Origin of the sequence: Promicromonospora sp. AC04, assembly GCF_003058225.1 — a bacterium.
Lineage (GTDB): Bacteria > Actinomycetota > Actinomycetes > Actinomycetales > Cellulomonadaceae > Promicromonospora.
The window spans coordinates 501,216-519,618 of record NZ_QBUG01000003.1 but is presented as its reverse complement, the minus strand read 5'-3'; the positions used below and the strand labels follow the sequence as shown (position 1 = coordinate 519,618).

Genomic DNA, 18,403 nt, shown 5'->3' with positions numbered 1-18,403 from the left:
TCTGGCATCGAGGTACGGACGGGCTGGTGCGTGCTGGCCGGGCATCGTCAGGTGCCGGCCATCACGCGCAGCAGGGCGGGTGTGATGAGGATGACCATGAACACCACGCCCAGCAGGGACATGGGCATGTTGATGCGCTCGCTCGCGGCGTTCGCGGTGGCACGCTCGGTGTTCAGCATGGCCGAGCGCAGAGCGGCCGAACGGGCCCGGAGGTTGTCGTAGACCTGGGAGCCCTCACCGCTCATGCGCATGACGTCGGCCAGGTCGTTGAGCTCGGGCAGGCCGAGCTCCTCCGACAGGTTCTGCAGCGAGTCCCAGGGCGCCAGGCCGTTCCAACGAGAACGCTGCAGCTCCTCGCCGATGCGGCGGAACACCCAGTTGTCGCCGACCTCGGCCGCGCTCTCCATGGCCTGCCGGGATCCCGCACCGCTGAGCCGCTCGAGGGCGACCAGGTCGGTGTAGACGCCGAGGGCCCGGGAGAAGTCCCCGCGGGCCTTCTTGGCGTCGGACCGGACGTTCATGTCCGGCGCCAGGAACAGGAAGGCCGCCAGGACCAGCGAGCCGCCCGCGGGCACCACCACGGGGACCGGCAGCTGGATCAGCGTGAAGTAGTACGACAGGATCGGCGGGAGGACCAGGCCGACCAGCGCGTACGCCACCTTGGTGCCGTAGTGCCGGTGGACGGGCACCCGCAGCAGCGCGAGCTCCTTGGTGGGGGACCTCCCCCAGACAGACGCCGGGAACCGGCGGATGGCCCAGATCCCGAGCTTCTCGACGGTCCCCGGCGCGACGACCTCGGTCCGCACCGCCGAGCGTTCCTTGGCCGCCTCGGGCGAGTAGCGCCGCACGACGTCGACCACGTCCGGGTCGGCGGGCATCAGGCGCCAGACCAGCAGCGCGACGCCGAGACCGAACACGGCCCCGCCCAGCAGCGCGATCTGCAGTCCGGTGGTCATCATGACCTGGCCCCTTCCCGTGCGTCCGCGCCCATGAAGCGCGGCAGCGGCACGCCCTTCGACATGTTCCGCATCAGCACCAGCAGCCCGACGTAGGCGGCCAGGAAGAGCGTGATCAGGATCTGCCCGAGCGGGGTGCTGTAGGGCTGGATGTAGTCGCCGGTCAGGGCCAGCACGCCCAGCACGCACGCGGTGATGATCGTGACCCAGCGCGCCGTCGACCGGGGCCCGGCGCGCTCGGCCTCGATCTCGCGGCGGGCCCGGACGTCGTCGGCCACGGACTGTGCGGTGGATTCCAGGACCGAGGCGAGGCCTGCGCCGCGGCGTCGGGCACCGAGGATCAGGCTGGCGGAGACGACGTCGCCGGTCGCGTCGTCGAGGTCGTCAGCGAACGCACGCAACGCGGCCTCGGTGCCCCAGCGGGCGCGCAGGCGCGCCACGAGGGTGGTCACCTCGGGCCGGATCGCGTCGGGCACGGAGCGCAACGTCATGCGCAGCGCCTCCTCCAGCCCGACGCCGACGGTGAGCACGCCCGCGAGGCTGCGGACCCACTCCTCCAGGGCCTCGAGCTTCTTGATGGTGGTCCCCGAGTCGCCGGAGGCCAGCAGGACGGGCAGGCCGATGCCCGCGATCGGCCCGATCACCAGGGCGATCAGCCAGTCGGTGATCAGGTATCCGGCTACGCCCCCGACCAGGCCGGCCAGGGCCAGGAGCTGGGTGCGGCGGTCCATCCGCATCAGGCGGGCCATCGCACGGCTCCGACGACGCCGGGGCGGGGCCGCGTCGTCGACCGGAGACTTGCGCAGCCCGACGACCAGGCCGATCAGGCCGGCCACGACCAGGGCGCCGCCCAGGGCGGGGAAGAGCGCGGTCATCGCAGGCCCTCCTCGCGGCCGTTGTCGGCCAGGTAGGAGGTCAGGTCGAACCCGAAGCGCTCGAGCTCGCGCAGCTCGTCCGGCATGGTGCCGGGCACTGCCGGGCCGCCCTGGCGGCTCGGCTTGTACACGTGCGTGGTGGCATAACCCTTGACGGCCTCGCCGGGCGCCACGTGCACGATCTCCGAGACCCACCGGGACCGGCGCCACCGGGTCTGCTCGGCGTCCTCCGGCCTGGTCTCCAGGTCGATCTGCACGATCAGGTCGACCGTCTCGGCCAGCTTCGACGTCGCCAGCTCGCGGGTCACGTGCGAGCCCGCCTCCATGGCACACGTGACGAGCTTGCGGATCGCGGCCTCGCCGTCGGCGGCGTGCGTGGTGGAGATCGAGCCCGCGCCCGACTCCATGGCCTTGATCATGGCCCAGACCTCTTTGCCGCGGACCTCACCCACGATCTGGCGGGACAGGTTGAACCGGAACGAGTCGTACAGGGCCTCGTCCAGGCCGAACTCGCCGGCCTGGCGTCCGTCCGGCCCGATCTCGCCCGATCCCGGACGGGCCTCCCACGCGTGCACGATGTCGTGCACGTCGGTGAGCTCGTGCAGGTGCAGCTCGAACTCCGTCTCGAACGTGCCGATCGCCTCGTACCGCGGGATCTCACCGCACAGCGCCCGGACCATCGTGGTCTTGCCCGCGCCCTGCGGGCCGGCCACGACTATCGACTTCCGCGCGCGGATCGCCGCGCGCAGGAACGAGGCCTGGCTAGCGCTCAGCATGTTGCGGGCCACCAGGTCGTCGAGCGTGACCTTGCGCAGCCGGTGGCGCCGGATCACCACCGACGGGCGGGCGGTGACCCACGCCGCGGCCGCGAGCCGGGACCCGCCGTCGAGCCGCATGTGCAGCCGCGGGCTGGACGTGGAGAAGCTGCGGGCGCTGGTCTCCGAGCGCGTCGCGATGAACGCGAGCTCGTCGAGCAGCTCCTTGTCGGAGTCCGCGATGGGGTCCCGCCGGACCAGCTCGCCGTCGATCTTCTCGACCCACACGTTGTCCGCGCCGCTGATGATGATGTTCTCGACCGAGTCGTCGTCGACCAGCGACTGCAGCCGACCGAGACCGAACAACGCGTCGAAGATGGCCTTGGCGAGGGCGTCCTGCTCGTCGGTGCTCCACACCTGCTCGCCGTCGTGCAGGCGGTCGGCCACGGTGTCCTCGAGCAGGGTCTGGATGATCTCCTTGCCCAGCTCCCGCTCGGCCTCCAGGTCCTTGCCCTTGTCGTCGCCGAGGCGCTCGACGAGCCGCTCGGACGCCTGCGCGCGGAACAGCGCCACCTGGTGCCAGTCGATCTTGACGGCCGGTGCCGGGGGTGCCGCCGGAGCCTTGGGAACGACCCGGGCCGGCGGCTCGGGCCGGCGGATCCGGGTGACGTCGGGATCCAGCGTCTCGGGGGCGACGGGGAACTGGCTGCTCTCGTTCACCTCGACGTAGGTGGTCGCGACCTTGCCCGGCCACGGGCTCATGGCGCCCGACGGCGGTTGCGCCAGCACCGGGGGTGCCGGGTGCTGACTCGGCGCCCGGCCCGGTGCCGGGTCCGCAGGGGGCGGTGGCCCGGGCGCCGCGACCCGCCCCGCCAGGGCGTGCGCGCCGGGCCGCTGCTGCTGAAGCTGACCGACGGGCGACTCCCGGACGGGCTCCGGCGGGTCCTGACGCCGGCTCTGCCCACCGAAGATCGGCAGCGCCGACGGGTCGGTGGGCTGGTCCGTCACAGCCGACTCCGCTCGCCCGCGACGCCCAGCTGGGCCCGCGAGCGGGTCACGCTCGCCCTGGTGCTCTGCACGGCGGCCCGCAAGGACTTGGTCAGGGCGGACGACTCGAACTTGCGCGGTGACTTGGCGCCGAACGAGTACACCTCGGCCGATGCCGGGTCCCACGCCACGCTCGCCATCACCGGACGGTCCAGGACCTTTGCGACCTCACGGTTGTCGTACGGCTTGCCCTGCCCGACGACGAGTACCCCGAGACCGTCGAGGGCGCCGGCGCGGGTGAACGACTCCCGCAGCGTCGTCGCCCACGAGCTGGCTGCGACCAGGGCGGGGAGGTTCGACCGCGTCACCAGCAACGCCAGGTCGGCCTGCGTCACGAGCTTCATCGCGTAGCCCTCCAGCCCCAGGCGCCCGGCGTCGACGATGACGTCCTGGCCTGTGCGCTCCAGCGACTTGAAGACGCCCCCGAGCGGCTCCCAGAGGCTGTCCAGGGCGCGCGCCTGGTAGTGGTTCAGCGGCCCGCCGAGCAGCTGCACCTGGGAGCCCGGGATCGGCATCAGCATCCGCGGCAGGTCCTCGGCCAGGGTGCCCTGCCGGTGCGAGACCGCGAGGTCGACGATCGTGTGGTCGTTCGGCAGCTGGGCGCCGCCGAAGTATCCGGCGGGGATGGCGCGCGCGCCCGTTGGGTCGGCGTCGACCAGGATGACGGGGCGCGGCCAGGTCAGGGCCAGGCCGAGCGCCGTCGTCGTCACGCCGGGTGAGCCGCTGGCTGAGGTCAGGACGATCAGCGCCATGTCACTGCTCCTGGCTGTCCAGGACGAGCGCGACCTGGCCGGCGGCTGCGCGCCTGGCCACGCCGGGAGCGACGTCGGTTGCCACCTGCACGTTCACCAGCGCGTTGCCGGTGATCTCGTCCTTGGACAGCCTGACGACGGTCGCGCTGTACGCCGCGGGGGCGGTCGCCGCGGCGCCACTCTCGCCCCCCGTCGTCACGACGCGCACCTTGTCGCCCCTGACGAGCTGTTCCGTGGGCAGCGTCGCCGGTGTCAGGCTCAGGCCGACCACCGAGAATCCGGCCGGCGGCACCACGAGGTCGTCGTCCGCGACCTGGTCGGCGGTGACCACGCCGCCCGCAGCGATGTCCAGCACCGCGCGCTTGCCCACAAGCGTCGACATGTCTGCAGCCCGGACGGCCTGGATCGCCGGATCGACGCCGATCCGCACGATCATGAGGTCATCCTCCGCGATCACCTCGCCGCGGTACACGGTCTCCCGGACCGTCAGCACCTCCTGCGCGGTCGACGTCGACTGCCACGCCCACGCGCTGGCCAGGCCACCCACGCAGATCAGGGCCACCGACAGGGCGACCATGGCGGGACGGCGGCGCATCTTCGGCGGCGGCGCGATCTGATCAGGACCGGCCGCTCCACCACCGGCACGTCCTGAGCGCTCGACGCGGGCGGCGTCAGGTGCGGGTGTGGTCGTTGTCATGCTGGAAGGCCTCTCCTGGGTCTGCGCGGCCTCGGACGGGCGAAATTTGCCGTCGTCCGCCCCCGCATCGTAATAGGGGCTTTTCAGGATTCGGAGGAAAGTTCAGTAGAAACCTCGCGTACGGCGTCAATCGCCCCGACCAGGGCCCACTGGAGCTCTGCCGCGACCGATCCGGCCGGGCGCTGGGTGGGGGTGATCGCGCCGCCGCGGCGGCGTACGTCGAGCAGCTTGCCGTCGACGACGGACCAGAGCCGCGCCCATACCGTCGTCGGACGCTCGGGGGTGGGCCAGGCCTCGACGATGACCTGCAGGTTCGCTTCCTCGTGGTCCAGGGCGGTGGCGGGCCAGGCTTGGTCTGCGCTCGGTCTTGGCTTCGTCGGGTCGGCCGACGTCGGGCTGTCGGTGGCGGCGGTGTCGTCGCCGTCGCCGTCGGCGTCGGCGGCCGAAGCCGGGTCTGTCACTGGGGCACCGACCGCGCTTGCGGGCGCGCGCAGCGCGGCGATCGGGGGCAGGGCGGCCTGCAGGGCCGCCCACAGGTTCTCGGGCTGGACGAACCGCAGCTCCGCTCCTGGGGCGATGACGGTCTCGCCGTCGCGCTCGGCGATCGCCTGGAGCACCAGCAGCACCCGGCCGTCCACCAGGGTCAGCCGAGCGGTTGACCCGCGGTCCCCGGAGGTCGCGACCAGGGTGGCGCGCACCGGCGCCTTCTGGTGCTCAGCCAGCGCCGTCCCGACGGCGGTCCCGCCGCCGCCCTCGCGCGCCTGCTCCTGGACCGTGGCCCACTGCTCCGCATCAAGCCGGAGAATCCGCCCCGCCGCCATGCCCTGCCCCCTTGAACCGGAGTCGCGCGCCCTGGGACACGCCCGACATTCCAGAGGTAACGGTACGTGTTGAGGGCGAAAATCTACACTGGCGTGTTTTCGTGGAAATTCGGGGTCGAGGTCCTTATCCTCCGCGCATGCAGCGCCGAGCTTGCAGAGTGGGTCAGGGCTCGCAAGACGCGACGCACAGAGGTCGCGCAAGCAGACCTCAGTTCACCATGCACTTGCTGCCAGGACGCTGCCTGCCTTGGCAGCAACTGCGTAGTGAGCGGAGGTCAGCCGCAGCCGGACCCGGTACTCGTGGTGCACCCGCACGCCGTCGACGGGTGCAAGACCTACGGTGATCCGGAGAGGCGGAGGTGCTGCCCCTCGGATCGCTGAGAGTCTCTGGCGCTCAGCGAACCTTTCGTGGTGAACGTGGTGCCCGGTAGATACCGTCACACCATGAAAAGAAGCGTGGTGGCAGTGGTGGCTTTGGTTGGTGTCTTGTTGACAGCAGGTTGTACTGGATCGCCGGATGCCACAGGAGACGCGTCGGACGAGAAGCCTGCGGGTCTCCTGGACGACTTCGATTTCACGGCGACGGTTGAGCCGGACTGGGTGGTCGACGAGCAGGTCATTGGGTCACCGGCCGTCGAAGACGGAATGGTTGCGTCGTATCTGCTCGACGACAAGAAGGACCTGGCAATCGCAGTCTGGGACGAGGAGACCGGCAGGGAGCTGTGGCGTAACACGGCAGCGACAAGCGCAGACTCTGGAGGACCAGGCGGTGCGGCCGTGTTCAGTCATGCCAACAGGTCCTACGTCACGTATCTCGTACCGACACCCGACGCACGCTGGAGCACGTTCGTGGTCGCGGACTTGGCAACCGGAAAACGGGTGCCGATCACCAAACCGGAGGTTGTCGCCGACAGCCAGCCCTCCGCTTGCCTGGACGGTGCGGCGGTCTGCTTCACCGGTAGCAGCTACTACTCGTTGAGCGAATCAATCATTCCGGAGCACCTTCGTTTCGAGCTCGGGACGAAGAAGGTCACGATGATCGGGGACGCCGACATTGCGAAAGACCACGATTATGCGGTTCTGATGAACAAGAGTCGGCGCCTCGGCGAATATGTCATCTCTACGACCGACCCAGAGAAGCAGGGAAAGGGTCGAGAACAGCTCGGCTACGTCGAGGACAGGAAGGTCGTCTGGCAGCGTCCGTACACCGAGGTCTTCGGACCCGACTACTCATCGGACGCCGGCTGGGGATGGGCGGACGACGAGGACACGGAGTACGCGATCGGTCTGGGCTGGCCGTACAAGGCCGCCTGGGCGGACGGCACCGTGAAAACAAAGCAGGTACGGCACGTCAAGGACGTCAAGATCGTCGCGCTCGACCGTGCCACTGGAGACACCGTTTGGTCCCTGGATCAGGGCGGAGTCTGCCCCTACAGGGGCCTGGACATCGTCGACCGCGTACTCGTCGCGTGCCGCTGGACCGCGGGAGAGCTGACCCGAGAGGTAGGGGCCAAGAGCTTCGAGTACACCGAGGCTCCCGCGGCGGACATGCTTGGCATCGACCCGGTGACCGGCGACGAACTCTGGTCGATCCCCTTGGGCAAGGTGGACACCGAGTCAGCCGACATCGGGGAGCTCGCCACTGGTGACGATCCGTCGATGATCCTCACTGAGACGGAGACGCTCGCAGTAGACCTTGCCACCGGCAAGTCCGCACCAGTGGGTGAAGGGACGTTCCTCTGCAAGCGACAACGCGAGCGCTTCAGTGCACCTGACCCTGCAAAGGCCCTCAGCGGCGGGGGGACGACCACGTACGACAGCGGTGACGAGTGGTACCCGTGCGACAAGACCGGCACCGAGACCAAGACCGCGAACGTCTCGGTCGGTGCGCTCAAGATGAATGACACGGACGACGACTCCAGCGTCGTCGTGAGCGGCGTCAACCACATGGCTCACTACACCGTGCCCCAGTCAGAGTAATTTTCACGGATGGGCGCACCATGACGCGCTGTGAGGTGGAAGGCCGCTGTGGCGTCCTCCCACCTCACAGCACTAAAACCCCGACGGTCACTGGGTGATGACCTGGGCCTCGCCCATGACGATGTTCGCCGTCCTGGTGAAGTCCAGCGGGATCGTCCCCGACTGCCCCATGCCCTCCCACTCCACGGTCCAGTACGACGTCGCAGTCACCTCGTACTTGCCCTGCTTGGAGTACCGGTGCCCGCAGTCCGGAGAATCCATGGTGTCGTAGCGGTCCTCGTACGGAGTCCCCGTACCCACGCAGGTGACCGACGTGCCGTCACCCATGTCCCACACGACTTTGTCGACCTTCGCCGTCGCCGTCACCGTCACTGACCCCGCGGTCGCCTTCCGCGTGATCGGACCGAACGTGTTCTCCGCGGGCTCGTTCACCCACATCCACTGCGGCATACCCACAATCCCGACCCGGTCGGGACCCTCCTCAGGCACGATGCCGATATCGATCGGGTTTAGGTCCATCCTTGATACGGCACGCAGCGCCAGCTGCGCCGGGTCCGGGCCACCGGGGTTAGGCAAGGACGCAATCCAACGGTTGACCGCGCATTCGCCCGGCACCCAGGCTTGATCCGGCTGCTCCAAGCACATGGGCGGCGTGCACGTCACGATCAACCCGTCCGTGTGGCCCTCCCACACGGGGTCGATCATCCGCGGCGGCGGTACCACTGCCTTCACGTAGCAACCCCCATCCCAGACGCCCGCAACCGTCCGGCACGGGATCCTGTCGCCGCGGTCTGTGCACGTCGCGTCTCCGCCGCCGGGGTTGTCGACCGGAGCCTCGTCACCATTGTCAGGGGTACCGCCGCCGACGGTGTCCTCGGCCTCGCCCTCGCAGATTCCAGTGACCTCATCACAGATCTCGTCGGCGACCGCGGGCGATGCGGCAACCAGCAGAGGCCCGCAGAGCGCGAGAACGAGCAGGACGCGTCTCAACACGTCTCCCCCTCGGGGAACTCAATGATGTCCACCAGCCACGGGCCATCCGGGTACTCGTAGTTGGCCACACCGAGCTGAGCAACGCCTCGATCCTTACGGTCTGCCGAGACGACGGACTTGCCGTCCTTGTCCACCACATCGAGATCAGCTACGTCGTAGCAGACCGTGAATTCGACGAACGGAATTTCTGGCGGCGTCACCTTCGGCTTGAAAGTCAGGTCTACCTCATTGACTTCGACCGAAACGAGTTCTGTCGCGCCAACCTGGTGCAAGCCCTGCTCCCCCGACTCGCCGTGCCACTTCTTCAGGTAGTTCTCTGCCGAGCCGATCGCGACCTTCCCGAACCACTGATATTTGAAATTTGCCGGGGCCTGCATTGACTCATCCTTCATCTGGAAGAAGGACTGAACGAGAGGCTTGGCCTGCTTAATCGCCTCGTCCTCAGGAGAGAGTTCGCTCGGCGAGGGCGATGCCGACGAAGAAGCTGCCGTCGAATCGGAAACGGCAGGCGCTGACTCGTCCGCCTGGCAGGCCGACAGGCCCAGCGTCAGCATCAGGGCTACGGCGGTGCCCAACGCGGCGGGACAGGGCTTACGAAACATGCGGGCGTCTCCTCAGTTACAGGTCTGGGGCGTGCGGGCGAGAGCACGACTCAGTCGGCCTCGGACGGGTAAATATCATATTTTTCGCGGAGATCAGATATTGACGGACTGCCCTGGAATTCGTCGTCAAAAACCTTCCCATTGTTAAGGGAGGAGAATGTGATGAATGGGGTTCGAGCGTCGCCGAGGCCGCTCTCCGCAGCGAATGCGCGGTAAACATCCGCGATGACTGGCGTCGCCGCCTTCTGGGTGTCGACATCCAGCATGATCTCCCCGATCTGCGTCGAGCCTTCCAACTGCACCGAGCAATCGAATTTGGCGGACGCCACACGATCGACAGATTGTGCTGCACCTTCGAACGCTTCTTCGCACTCTGCTTCAGAACCTCCAGTGCAACCCGCGAATAAGACGACACCCGTCGCTGCCGCCACAATCGTGACCGCTCCGTATCGGATTAATTTTCGCATGTCAGTCTTTCCTTCCGACCTGGATATCGCGCGCGCTCACCCGTGGCCTATTTGACTCGTCGGTCCTACCCGACTCATCACCGACAAGAAAGCCTCTTGTCCTGAGCGATTGCTCAAAATCCGCCAACCGCTTGGCATCGCTGCCTTCTTCTGCTTCCGGATCGATGAGCTCCTTGACTGAATCACGATATTCCTCATGGTCGTGATTGCGGAGCTCGTCGAACAGGTTGCCGGGGTTGGGCATTGTCACAGTAGTGCGATTGGGCTCAGGGTCCGTACCAGTGACCCAGCTATACGCATCCGTCAACTTGTCGCCGAGCAGACCGACGCCCAGGTCGAAAATGTCCGCGTCTTCCAAGTCCAGGCGCGGCACGATGTCGGTGGTGTGCTGCAGCTCAAGGGTATTGATCGCGGGGTCGATGCGGTTACTGTCGACCGGTGAACCGAACGTCACGACGTCGGTCACCTTGTGGTCTTTGAGGAATTCGGGGTCGGCAGCCAAGTCAGCTGCGGCCATCCCGCCTTGGGAGTGCCCGACCAGCAGGATCTCTGCGTCCGGCGGGACGTTGTTGGTGTCCGCGATCGCGTTCTTCACCGCCTCGGCCATGGTCGAGCGACCGCCGCCGGCGGTGACAAGGTTCCCCGTCAGGTCGGCTGCGACGCCGCCTGCCAGAGGACTCCACAGCTGGGTGCCCGGGATGCTCACGATCACCTTCGGCGAATCGCCGGGCCTGGCCGCCTCGATCGTGGTGACCCGGATGTACCCCTCCCTATTTCCCGACACCTTGCCCGCGGTGTATGTGTCGGTCACACTCTGCATCGCGTCGGAGAGGCCCCTTGGCGGCGTCAGTTCCGGGTGCCCGTCCGTACCGTCGGCATCGTGGCTCATGCCCGGGATCGGTTTGCCGTCGACGGTCACCCCGGGTATGGGCTCACCGTCGTCGAAAAAGTTCAGCTGGTACGCGCCGCCGGCCATGGTCGTGCCGATCGCCCCGATCACCGCACCGTGGTACTGAATCAAGGACGCGCCGAGCTCGGTGATCGTCGGCAGGTCATCGTCGAAGAACGGGGCGTAGAACTGCGCGGTTGCGTCGCCGACGTTTGCCCAATCGTCAACGATCGCCTGGACGTTGTCGTTGTTCCAGACGTCGCCGACCCAGTCCTGGCTGTCCTGCCACACGGTCTCGCCCGTGTCACTGACCCAGTCGACACCGTCCCTGCCCGCCTGCCACAACGCATCGACCTGGTCCGAGGACCAGTCCCAGACGTCTTCCGCCGCATCCATGGTCCAGTCCGCAGCCGCCAACAGCGCGGAGTCTGCTCCTAGTACGTGCCATCCGATCAGGGAACGCCCGGCCTCAGTCCAGGCCGTGTTCCACTCCCACGCCGCCGGGCCAACCCCGGGAAGCGCCGACAAGAGCGGATACACGCTCGCGAACCCGGCCCAGTTGACTCCGGTCCACATCGCGGTCCCGACCTGATTGATCGCGCTACCAGCACACGTCTCCGGCTCCGGCGCCTCTCCCCACGAGTTGGCCGCCACTGTCTCGGCAGCACTCGTCAGGAGCCTCGCAAACCCACCCGGACGCGGTGGGCCGTCGACTGCGCGGATTGCCTCCGCACACGCCCGCTCAGCCTCAGCAAGCTCCTCGGCGACCGCAGCGATCCTGCTCGACAGCAGCGCGTTCTCCGTGGCGAGCACCGGATCCAGACCCAGACCCGAATCCACAACAAACCCGACTCCCGAGCCGAAACCAGAGCCCGAGCCGCCGCCGATCGGTGCAGCAGCGACCCTGGCCCGGAACTCGCGAACCTCACTCCGCAGCCGGTCACACTTCGCCACGATCTCCCGCAGCTCCCCAGCGAACGTCGCCAGCGCCGCAGCGACCCGCTCCAGCTCATCAGCCAGCCGATCGGTATCAGCACGCACCGGATCCATCACCCGCAACAACTGGCCGGCCTCTGGTGCCTCATACGAGGCACCGAGGCCCGCCCATGCCCCACTGACGTCGGCCCCGCCGTCACGCACCGCACCGGCATCAGCCCGTAGTCCCCGGGCTGCAGAATCCACCACCTCCGGATCCAGACCCGCGCCGGGAACGTCCCCCACATCAACCAGCCGCACGCCTCAGCCCTTCGTCAAGCCAGCAAGCCCACCCGACGTCGTCGCCCGCGACGCGAAGCTCTGCTGCGTCTGGGCCATCTCCTCGTCGCCCTGCACATAGGCGCCCACGGCCTGCACGGCGCCCGTCATACCGGCCTCGATCCGCGTCCCGATCGACTTGAGCGCCTCGGTCCGCCCACTGAAGAACGTCCCAAGAGCCTCGGCGATGATCGGGCTCCCGCCGGCGCCGGCCACGGCCGACGTCGCATGCTCCTCGAGCCCGCTCAGAGCCACGGACAACGACTCCGCACGGTCGGCCACCCTGCGCAGCGTCGCCTCCACGCCCTCTGGCGAGACCCGATAGCCGGTCACCTGGTCAGCCGATCGAGTCGACCGCCGCCCGGGCGCGAGTCATCGCGTCCTGGGCGGTGGCGTCGTTCTGCTCCAGCGATCCGCGCAGCGTGCGGATGATGCCCCGGACCTCGCCCGCGACCGTGTTCCACCGCACCTCCTTGGCCCGGTAGTCCTCGGACACGCCCGACGCCTCGTAGTCGGCCATCGCGGCCTTGACGTCGGCATCCCGCTGCTCGATCAGCGCCTCCAGGCGGGATGCGACCCGCTCGAAGTTCTCCTGCGTCTCGGTGGACGCACCCAACTCGTAGTCCCGACGATCCATTGCGTTGGCCATGAGCCCCGCCCCTCTCCCGTGTCCCTGAACGACCTGTCCCTGAGCTGCTGGTTACTTGCCCGAGCCGAAGCGCGCGGCATCGAACGACACCGAACCCTGCTTCGCCCGCGTCTCGTCGGCCATCGTCGTGTCGCCCTCGGCGAACGACTTGTCCATGCCGGAGATGCCGGCCAGCACCGCGCCGAGCGCCTGGCTCAGCTCGACGGAGATCTCCTCGGTCCGGCCCTTGAAGGCGTCGAACGCCGCGCGACCCGCGCCGTTGAACTTGCCCTCCAGCGGCTCCGCGGCCGCGGCCAGCTCTCGCACCAGCGACCCCAGGTCCTCCGAGGACGCACCGGTCTTCTTGGTCAGGCTTGACAGGACTTCCGAACCCATCGCGAACTTCATGCCTGTTCCCTCTCCACCAGAGCAATGAAAACTGCCCCCAACCAACGGGCAAGGGGTGAAAGTACCTGCCCCAAAAGTACAGAGAGTCGTGCAACTCTGTCCATGAAACGCCGTTCGTCCGGCTTGAACCCGCCGGGGTAATTTCATCCACACATGCGACTTTTGTGCCAGAATCGTGCCTCCAGTACGGGCCAGTACGTCGTGAATCCAGGAGAGATACCCCCGCGTGCCCACCGAGCCAGAGTCTGCACTGCACCCCCTGATCGACGGTTGGGACGCCGAGGCCGACCTGTTCCTGACCCAAAGCCGTGCCGTCATGATCGGGCTCACCGAAGCCCGCTCGGACCTGCTCCGGTCGATCGGCGGATCGCGTCTGGTACTCGGCACCGACGAACGCTCCTACCTGACCCGCCCCATGCGCGACGCGCTGGTCGGCACCGGCGGCGTATGGATGGTCGACCAGGGTGACGGCACGTTTCGTGACGGCGTCACCGGCAGACAGTTCTCCCGCCTCCAGGAGGCCGTGGACGCACCGTCCGGCCCACCAACACCCGAGAGCATTTCACCCGTCTTCCTCGGCGGGACGCCCGACGGCATCGACGAGCAGGTCGCCGCCGATCTCACGGCGCGGCGCAGCGGGACGATCGCGGGGACGGTCCAGCTGTCGCTGTCTGTGCGGCACCGGGCGCGGCCGACCACAACCCTCGGCCGGGCAGCGGAGCTCGCGATCGAACACCTGACCGGCGCCCCGCCGTCGTCGTGGGGCACGCACGAACCCGCGCTCGCCGCCTGGGACCGCACGGTGCTCACCCGTTACGTTCGTAGGCGGGCACCGCAGCCGGTGCGCCTGGTCGTGGTGGGCGACGGCGTGATCGGAACGATGCTGGTGCGCCGCACACGGGACGGTCTGGAGGAGATCACCACCCTCGACGTCGTCACCGGCAGGCCCGGCAGCGACACTGCGCGCCACGTCACCGAGAGGGTGCCAGGCCTGTTCGACACGCTCGGCAACGAGCTGCTCCCGCTGTTCTGCCTGGCCACCACTCGCATCGGCCGCGCTGACCTGCGGGTCCCGCCCGAGCTCGAGGCTCCGCCCGTACCGCTTCAGATGCTGCTCGGGGCCCCGGGGGTACGCCAGCTCACGGTCGATGTCGACGCGGCAGTCCGGGAGCACGGCGCCGTCCGACTCGGCACCCGGCGGCTCCCGGTTCTCCGCTTCACCCTCGGCACGTTCGACCACGCCGACTGGAACGCGGCCACCCAGATCGTGCGCTGGCTCGGAGCCGAAGAGCTCCTTGCCGATCTGCACGGCCCGGCACCCAGTGACCCTGCACCATGACGAGAGGGCGGGCGTGAATGCCGGCGATTGATCCCGAGCTGATCCCTGGTGCGAACCTGGATCCGAACGCGGTGGACGATGCCGCGCGCAGCCTTCGGGCGGATGCGCTGGCGGTCCGGGACGCAGGTGTCGACGTGGCCGGCGCGTGGCACGGGTTGCGGGCCGACTATCAGGCGCCCGAGGCTGATCGGCTCCTGTCCGCGATGGACCCGGTACGGTCCGAGACTTCCTCGCTCGGCGATGACCTTGACCAGGTCGCCACGGCGCTGGGCCGGTTCGCCCAGGACCTGCGAGCGATCAAGTCGGCGTTCGACGTCGTGCGTGCTGATGCGTGGGCGTTCCACGCGCGGATCGCTACCAACCCGGAGTGGGAGTTCGACCCGGAGCTGGTGGCGCAGAACACGACGCTGCTCGGGCGGGTCAACAGCGTTCAGGTGCAGCTGTGGGACGCCGAACGGGAGTGCGCCAACGCGATCCGCGCGATCGACTGCCTGGCCCCGTGGAACGCGGGCGTCAGCGACGGCCCTGCCGACCCGAATGCGTTCGGACTGACCGAGATCCCGGCCGAGACGGCGATGCCGTGGGGCGCACCGGTGGAGCAGAAGGAGCACTGTCCCGCTTCAGCGGTCACCTCGGTGAGGTCGGCTGTGTGGGACGGGTTCGCCAAGGACGTCGTCGGCGAGGGTTTCTTGGGCCTGGGTGGCCTCATCGGCCTGGACGAGCACGGGTTCAGCGCCGAGACGTTCACCACCACGTGGGGCGGGATGGGCGCGCTGATCGGCCGCGACCCGGCCTCCGGCCAGTGGTCTTGGGGAACGGCCGGCGACGCGTGGCTGGAGACGGGCAAGTCGCTCGTGGCGTGGGACATGTGGGAGGAGGACCCTGCGCGTGCGTTCGGCACGGCGGCGGGGAACATCCTGCTGACGGTGGCAACCCTGGGCACCGGGGCCGCGATCAAGGGTGTGGCTACCGCGGGCCGGGCCGGGCAGGCTTTGTCGGTCACGATGCAGGGCGCGCGGATCCTGGGTAACGCGATGGACCCGATAGCGGTCCTGCGCGGCGGCACGTCGCTCGTGTCCACGACCCGTGCGGCTGGCGTGACGGCAGGTCTGAGCGCGGGGTTGCGCTCTCTGTCGCAGATCGAGGTGCCGACCCTCCCGCAGTTCTCGAACGTGCCCGAACCCGCGGGAATGAAGGGCAACGACATCCCGGCCCGGATGGAGACGCCGTCGGTCGAGAAGTACACGACCGACAACGGTCACGTGGCCTCGGTCGTCGAACCGGTCCGCGAACCGGTCACGGTCGGCGCGGCGCAGGGTGCGCACGGACCAGGGGGCCATTTCGGCACCGGCGGGGACACGGTGCTCGACGGTGGGAACGGCCAGCCGTACGGAGGGTTGCCGGACGGGGATGTGTCCGGCGGCCACGTGCCGGACGGCGGTATGCCGGACGGCGGTATGGCGGACGGCGGTATGCCGGACGGCGGTATGCCGGACGGCGGTATGCCGGACGGCGGTATGCCGGACGGCGGTATGCCGGACGGCGGTATGCCGGACGGCGATACACCAGGCGGTGACCGTCCGGACGAGGGAACCGACTGGGACGGTGGCGACCGGGATGCAGACGACCCGGACCCCGCCGGCCACGGTGACGAGCCGGCGACGGAGAGCCCTGATCATGACGAGTCCGGGTCCGGCAGCGACGGAGGGGACCGTTCCGGGCTCGGTGACGACCCGATCGCATGGGAGAACCCGGACGAGGGCGTGTCCCTCACCGAGAGTCAGAAGGCGGCCGCGGACGAGTACCTGGCCACGAGCAGGCAGATCGAGCCGCGGATCACGCAAGACATGCAGGACCTCGCCGCGGAGCATCCTGGCGCCCGGCTCGAGGGCCTCGACTACCGGCTCAAGAGCGAGGACTCGTTCTACCGCAAGCTTGCGACCGCGATCCTCAACACTCCGACGAGCGTCGATGACCTCCTCGCGAAGATGAAGGACTCGGTCCGATTCACGTTCGTGGTCGAGCCGGGCGACTACGTCCGTTCGACGCAGGCCATCATCGACGACCTCAGCGAGCGTGGATATGAACCCTTCGGGACGCTGAAGAACATTTGGGACCAGCCCGGCTATCAGGGCATCAACAGCAACTGGGTAGACCAGTCCGGGCGCATCATCGAAGTCCAGTTCCACACCCCGGACAGCTTTGACGCCAAGATGTCCTCGCACTCTCAGTACGAGGAGATCCGGGCGCCCGGCACTACACCCGACCGCGCGGCCGAGCTCAGGCGTGTGCAGAACGAGATCTTCGACAACGTACCCCGCCCCGAACACGCGGCCGAGATCCGCTGGCCCGGCGACTACGACGTTTCCGACTCGCACGACCTCATCGGCCAAGCCAATGATCCGCACGACGCCGTTGCAGCATCGAATGATCCTCATGGGGCGAGCGACGGTCGCCCGGACGACGATCGCCCGGACGACGGTAGTGCCGCGACACAAGCCACCGGCGGCCATTTCGGCCCGAAGATCGAATATCTGCGAGATGGGTGGGCGTCGGATGCATATGACGAGATCATTCAGTCGACAGACGACGTCCATCTGATCGCAGCGGACGAGGCGAATCTCGAATTACCTGATGGCTCAACCATCACAGAAAATGACATCGGTGCGATCAAAGAACATGTCTTTCTCACCGAGCACGAGCTGACTTACCCAGATGGAGAAACCGTCGTCCAACGCTTTGATCCCGACGCTGATCAGGCTGAGGCTTGGTTCCGACTTCAGGACGGGACAGGGACCGATCTCGACCGACTCTGGCTGCTGCATGAGAAAACTGAGATGCAGTACATGAGAGACAACCCCGGTTCCACGTACCATGAGGCGCACGCCGTCGCCAACGAGGTAGCCAACTGGGCGCTGGAACTGAAGAAGAGAGGACTGAGGTAGTGGGCATGTTGATCTATGCGCACAAGGTCTACGAGGATGACGGCCTGGTCGCATATGCCTTCGATTGGCCAGACGGCGCCGAGTCAGGGACAGTCGCCGTGGCCAAGTCCGATCCGGAGCGTCACCTTACGGTCCCGAGCTCCGACCTCGATCTAATATCTGCCAAGATCATCGGTAAGGCGTACAGGGAATCCACGAGCACCGGCTCTTGGCCCACAAAGGTTCTCTTTGCCTCCTGACCCGTACGAAAGCAGGAATGATGGCAAGATTCTTTCGGGAAGTTGACGTGCTGCCCGACGGCAGGCAGCTCGAGGGCGGCCTTTACAGGCGGGAGCGCGATGACGATCTCACCGGCGACTCCGTGTTTAGACGTGACGGCAGATGGCACTTCACGTCAGAACTGTCAAGTTCTCTCATGGGCTACAACGACATCCGCCTTCTGGAAATCTCCGAATCCGTAGCCCTGAAGGTTCTGGAGGAAGTTTTCGGCGCTGGCACTGAGCTGCACGCCCCGATGGTCGTCGATGGCGACCACGGCTCAACGACCACATGAACGAACAAGGGAGCACAGGTGCCTCGTGAGATCACCATGCTGATGCCACGCATGGTCACCGAGGATGACCTGATGGACAGCCTGCAGGCCGTCGACCCCGCGCTGCGCGTCCGCTGGACCGTCGACGGCGCGATCATCCAGGTTGTCGACGGCGACCAGCAGGTTGCTCTGTCCATGGAGCAGCAGTCCGCCCTCGGGTCACCGCACGAGATCTGGCGCCTGCTCCCCGGACATCCCGTGGCCAGGTCGGTCGCCGACCCTGAGCATCGTGTCTCCCCGGACGCCCAGCCCGTGTGGATCCAGGCGTACGCGCCCTGGGACGAACCCGGGGCGACCGGCGTGCGGGTGTGCCAAGCGCTGACAGACCTGGTCGGCGGTACCTGCGTGCCGCAGGACGGCCGCCGATGAGCACCACCCGGTTTGGGCCCAAGCCACCTCGCTG

General features: G+C 67.7%; 19 protein-coding genes. 6 read left to right on the top strand and 13 right to left on the bottom strand.

Features of this window, described 5'->3' with window-relative positions:
• Nucleotides 1-47: 47 nt before the first annotated feature.
• The 6 genes from C8K30_RS11425 to C8K30_RS11400 all read right to left on the bottom strand — a co-directional run bounded on the left by C8K30_RS11425 (nucleotide 48) and on the right by C8K30_RS11400 (nucleotide 5,903).
• Nucleotides 48-959 carry a type II secretion system F family protein gene (locus C8K30_RS11425; protein ID WP_233257117.1) on the bottom strand — a complete coding sequence of 304 codons (912 nt, stop codon included), beginning with the start codon at nucleotides 957-959 and terminating at the stop codon, nucleotides 48-50.
• Complete coding sequence (locus tag C8K30_RS11420; RefSeq protein ID WP_108492999.1) at nucleotides 956-1,831, bottom strand: type II secretion system F family protein; 876 nt, start codon at nucleotides 1,829-1,831, stop codon at nucleotides 956-958. Before C8K30_RS11420 ends, C8K30_RS11425 begins: the two co-directional genes overlap by 4 nt.
• Nucleotides 1,828-3,594 (bottom strand): CpaF family protein, encoded by a 1,767-nt coding sequence (locus tag C8K30_RS11415; protein WP_233257116.1) that lies wholly within the window; start codon nucleotides 3,592-3,594, stop codon nucleotides 1,828-1,830. Before C8K30_RS11415 ends, C8K30_RS11420 begins: the two co-directional genes overlap by 4 nt.
• The gene (locus tag C8K30_RS11410) at nucleotides 3,591-4,385 is read right to left on the bottom strand and encodes a hypothetical protein (protein ID WP_108492998.1); all 795 of its coding nucleotides are present in this window, start codon (nucleotides 4,383-4,385) and stop codon (nucleotides 3,591-3,593) included. The genes C8K30_RS11415 and C8K30_RS11410 overlap by 4 nt, the downstream gene beginning before the upstream one ends.
• Before the next feature lies 1 nt (nucleotide 4,386).
• Nucleotides 4,387-5,082 (bottom strand): SAF domain-containing protein, encoded by a 696-nt coding sequence (locus C8K30_RS11405; RefSeq protein ID WP_108492997.1) that lies wholly within the window; start codon nucleotides 5,080-5,082, stop codon nucleotides 4,387-4,389.
• Nucleotides 5,083-5,165: 83 nt separating this feature from the next.
• Nucleotides 5,166-5,903 carry a hypothetical protein gene (locus tag C8K30_RS11400; protein ID WP_108492996.1) on the bottom strand — a complete coding sequence of 246 codons (738 nt, stop codon included), beginning with the start codon at nucleotides 5,901-5,903 and terminating at the stop codon, nucleotides 5,166-5,168.
• Nucleotides 5,904-6,347: 444 nt separating this feature from the next.
• Here C8K30_RS11400 and C8K30_RS11395 point away from each other — a divergent pair, with 444 nt between their 5' ends.
• A complete protein-coding gene (locus C8K30_RS11395; RefSeq protein WP_132232833.1) occupies nucleotides 6,348-7,883 on the top strand; it encodes a hypothetical protein in 1,536 nt (511 codons plus the stop codon).
• A gap of 87 nt (nucleotides 7,884-7,970) precedes the next feature.
• On the opposite strand, the gene C8K30_RS30285 is transcribed toward C8K30_RS11395, so the two are convergent.
• The 7 genes from C8K30_RS30285 to C8K30_RS11360 form a co-directional block, all read right to left on the bottom strand.
• Nucleotides 7,971-8,402, bottom strand: a complete 432-nt coding sequence (locus C8K30_RS30285) for an ATP/GTP-binding protein (protein WP_146197432.1) — start codon at nucleotides 8,400-8,402, stop codon at nucleotides 7,971-7,973.
• 467 nt (nucleotides 8,403-8,869) lie between these two features.
• Complete coding sequence (locus tag C8K30_RS11385) at nucleotides 8,870-9,478, bottom strand: hypothetical protein (protein WP_108492993.1); 609 nt, start codon at nucleotides 9,476-9,478, stop codon at nucleotides 8,870-8,872.
• A gap of 50 nt (nucleotides 9,479-9,528) precedes the next feature.
• Nucleotides 9,529-9,945: a hypothetical protein gene (locus C8K30_RS11380; RefSeq protein WP_132232831.1), complete on the bottom strand. Its 417-nt coding sequence runs from the start codon at nucleotides 9,943-9,945 to the stop codon at nucleotides 9,529-9,531.
• 1 nt (nucleotide 9,946) lies between these two features.
• Nucleotides 9,947-12,070 (bottom strand): lipase family protein, encoded by a 2,124-nt coding sequence (locus C8K30_RS11375; protein ID WP_146197431.1) that lies wholly within the window; start codon nucleotides 12,068-12,070, stop codon nucleotides 9,947-9,949.
• Nucleotides 12,071-12,073: 3 nt separating this feature from the next.
• Nucleotides 12,074-12,421, bottom strand: a complete 348-nt coding sequence (locus tag C8K30_RS11370; RefSeq protein WP_146197430.1) for a DUF6507 family protein — start codon at nucleotides 12,419-12,421, stop codon at nucleotides 12,074-12,076.
• A gap of 4 nt (nucleotides 12,422-12,425) precedes the next feature.
• Nucleotides 12,426-12,737 carry a pore-forming ESAT-6 family protein gene (locus tag C8K30_RS11365; protein ID WP_108492989.1) on the bottom strand — a complete coding sequence of 104 codons (312 nt, stop codon included), beginning with the start codon at nucleotides 12,735-12,737 and terminating at the stop codon, nucleotides 12,426-12,428.
• Nucleotides 12,738-12,788: 51 nt separating this feature from the next.
• On the bottom strand, nucleotides 12,789-13,124 hold the full coding sequence (locus C8K30_RS11360; protein ID WP_108492988.1) for a hypothetical protein: 336 nt from the start codon (nucleotides 13,122-13,124) through the stop codon (nucleotides 12,789-12,791).
• Nucleotides 13,125-13,350: 226 nt separating this feature from the next.
• Here C8K30_RS11360 and C8K30_RS11355 point away from each other — a divergent pair, with 226 nt between their 5' ends.
• Genes C8K30_RS11355 through C8K30_RS11335 form a run of 5 tightly spaced genes read left to right on the top strand, consistent with a single transcriptional unit; the run spans nucleotide 13,351 to nucleotide 18,369 of the window.
• Complete coding sequence (locus C8K30_RS11355) at nucleotides 13,351-14,463, top strand: DUF6177 family protein (RefSeq protein ID WP_108492987.1); 1,113 nt, start codon at nucleotides 13,351-13,353, stop codon at nucleotides 14,461-14,463.
• Nucleotides 14,464-14,480: 17 nt separating this feature from the next.
• Complete coding sequence (locus C8K30_RS30950; RefSeq protein WP_199230443.1) at nucleotides 14,481-17,408, top strand: hypothetical protein; 2,928 nt, start codon at nucleotides 14,481-14,483, stop codon at nucleotides 17,406-17,408.
• Between the two features lie 5 nt (nucleotides 17,409-17,413).
• The gene (locus tag C8K30_RS11345; protein ID WP_146197429.1) at nucleotides 17,414-17,647 is read left to right on the top strand and encodes a hypothetical protein; all 234 of its coding nucleotides are present in this window, start codon (nucleotides 17,414-17,416) and stop codon (nucleotides 17,645-17,647) included.
• A gap of 17 nt (nucleotides 17,648-17,664) precedes the next feature.
• Nucleotides 17,665-17,961 carry a hypothetical protein gene (locus C8K30_RS11340; RefSeq protein ID WP_108492985.1) on the top strand — a complete coding sequence of 99 codons (297 nt, stop codon included), beginning with the start codon at nucleotides 17,665-17,667 and terminating at the stop codon, nucleotides 17,959-17,961.
• An 18-nt stretch (nucleotides 17,962-17,979) separates the two neighbouring features.
• Complete coding sequence (locus C8K30_RS11335; protein ID WP_132232815.1) at nucleotides 17,980-18,369, top strand: hypothetical protein; 390 nt, start codon at nucleotides 17,980-17,982, stop codon at nucleotides 18,367-18,369.
• The last annotated feature ends 34 nt before the right edge of the window (nucleotides 18,370-18,403 follow it).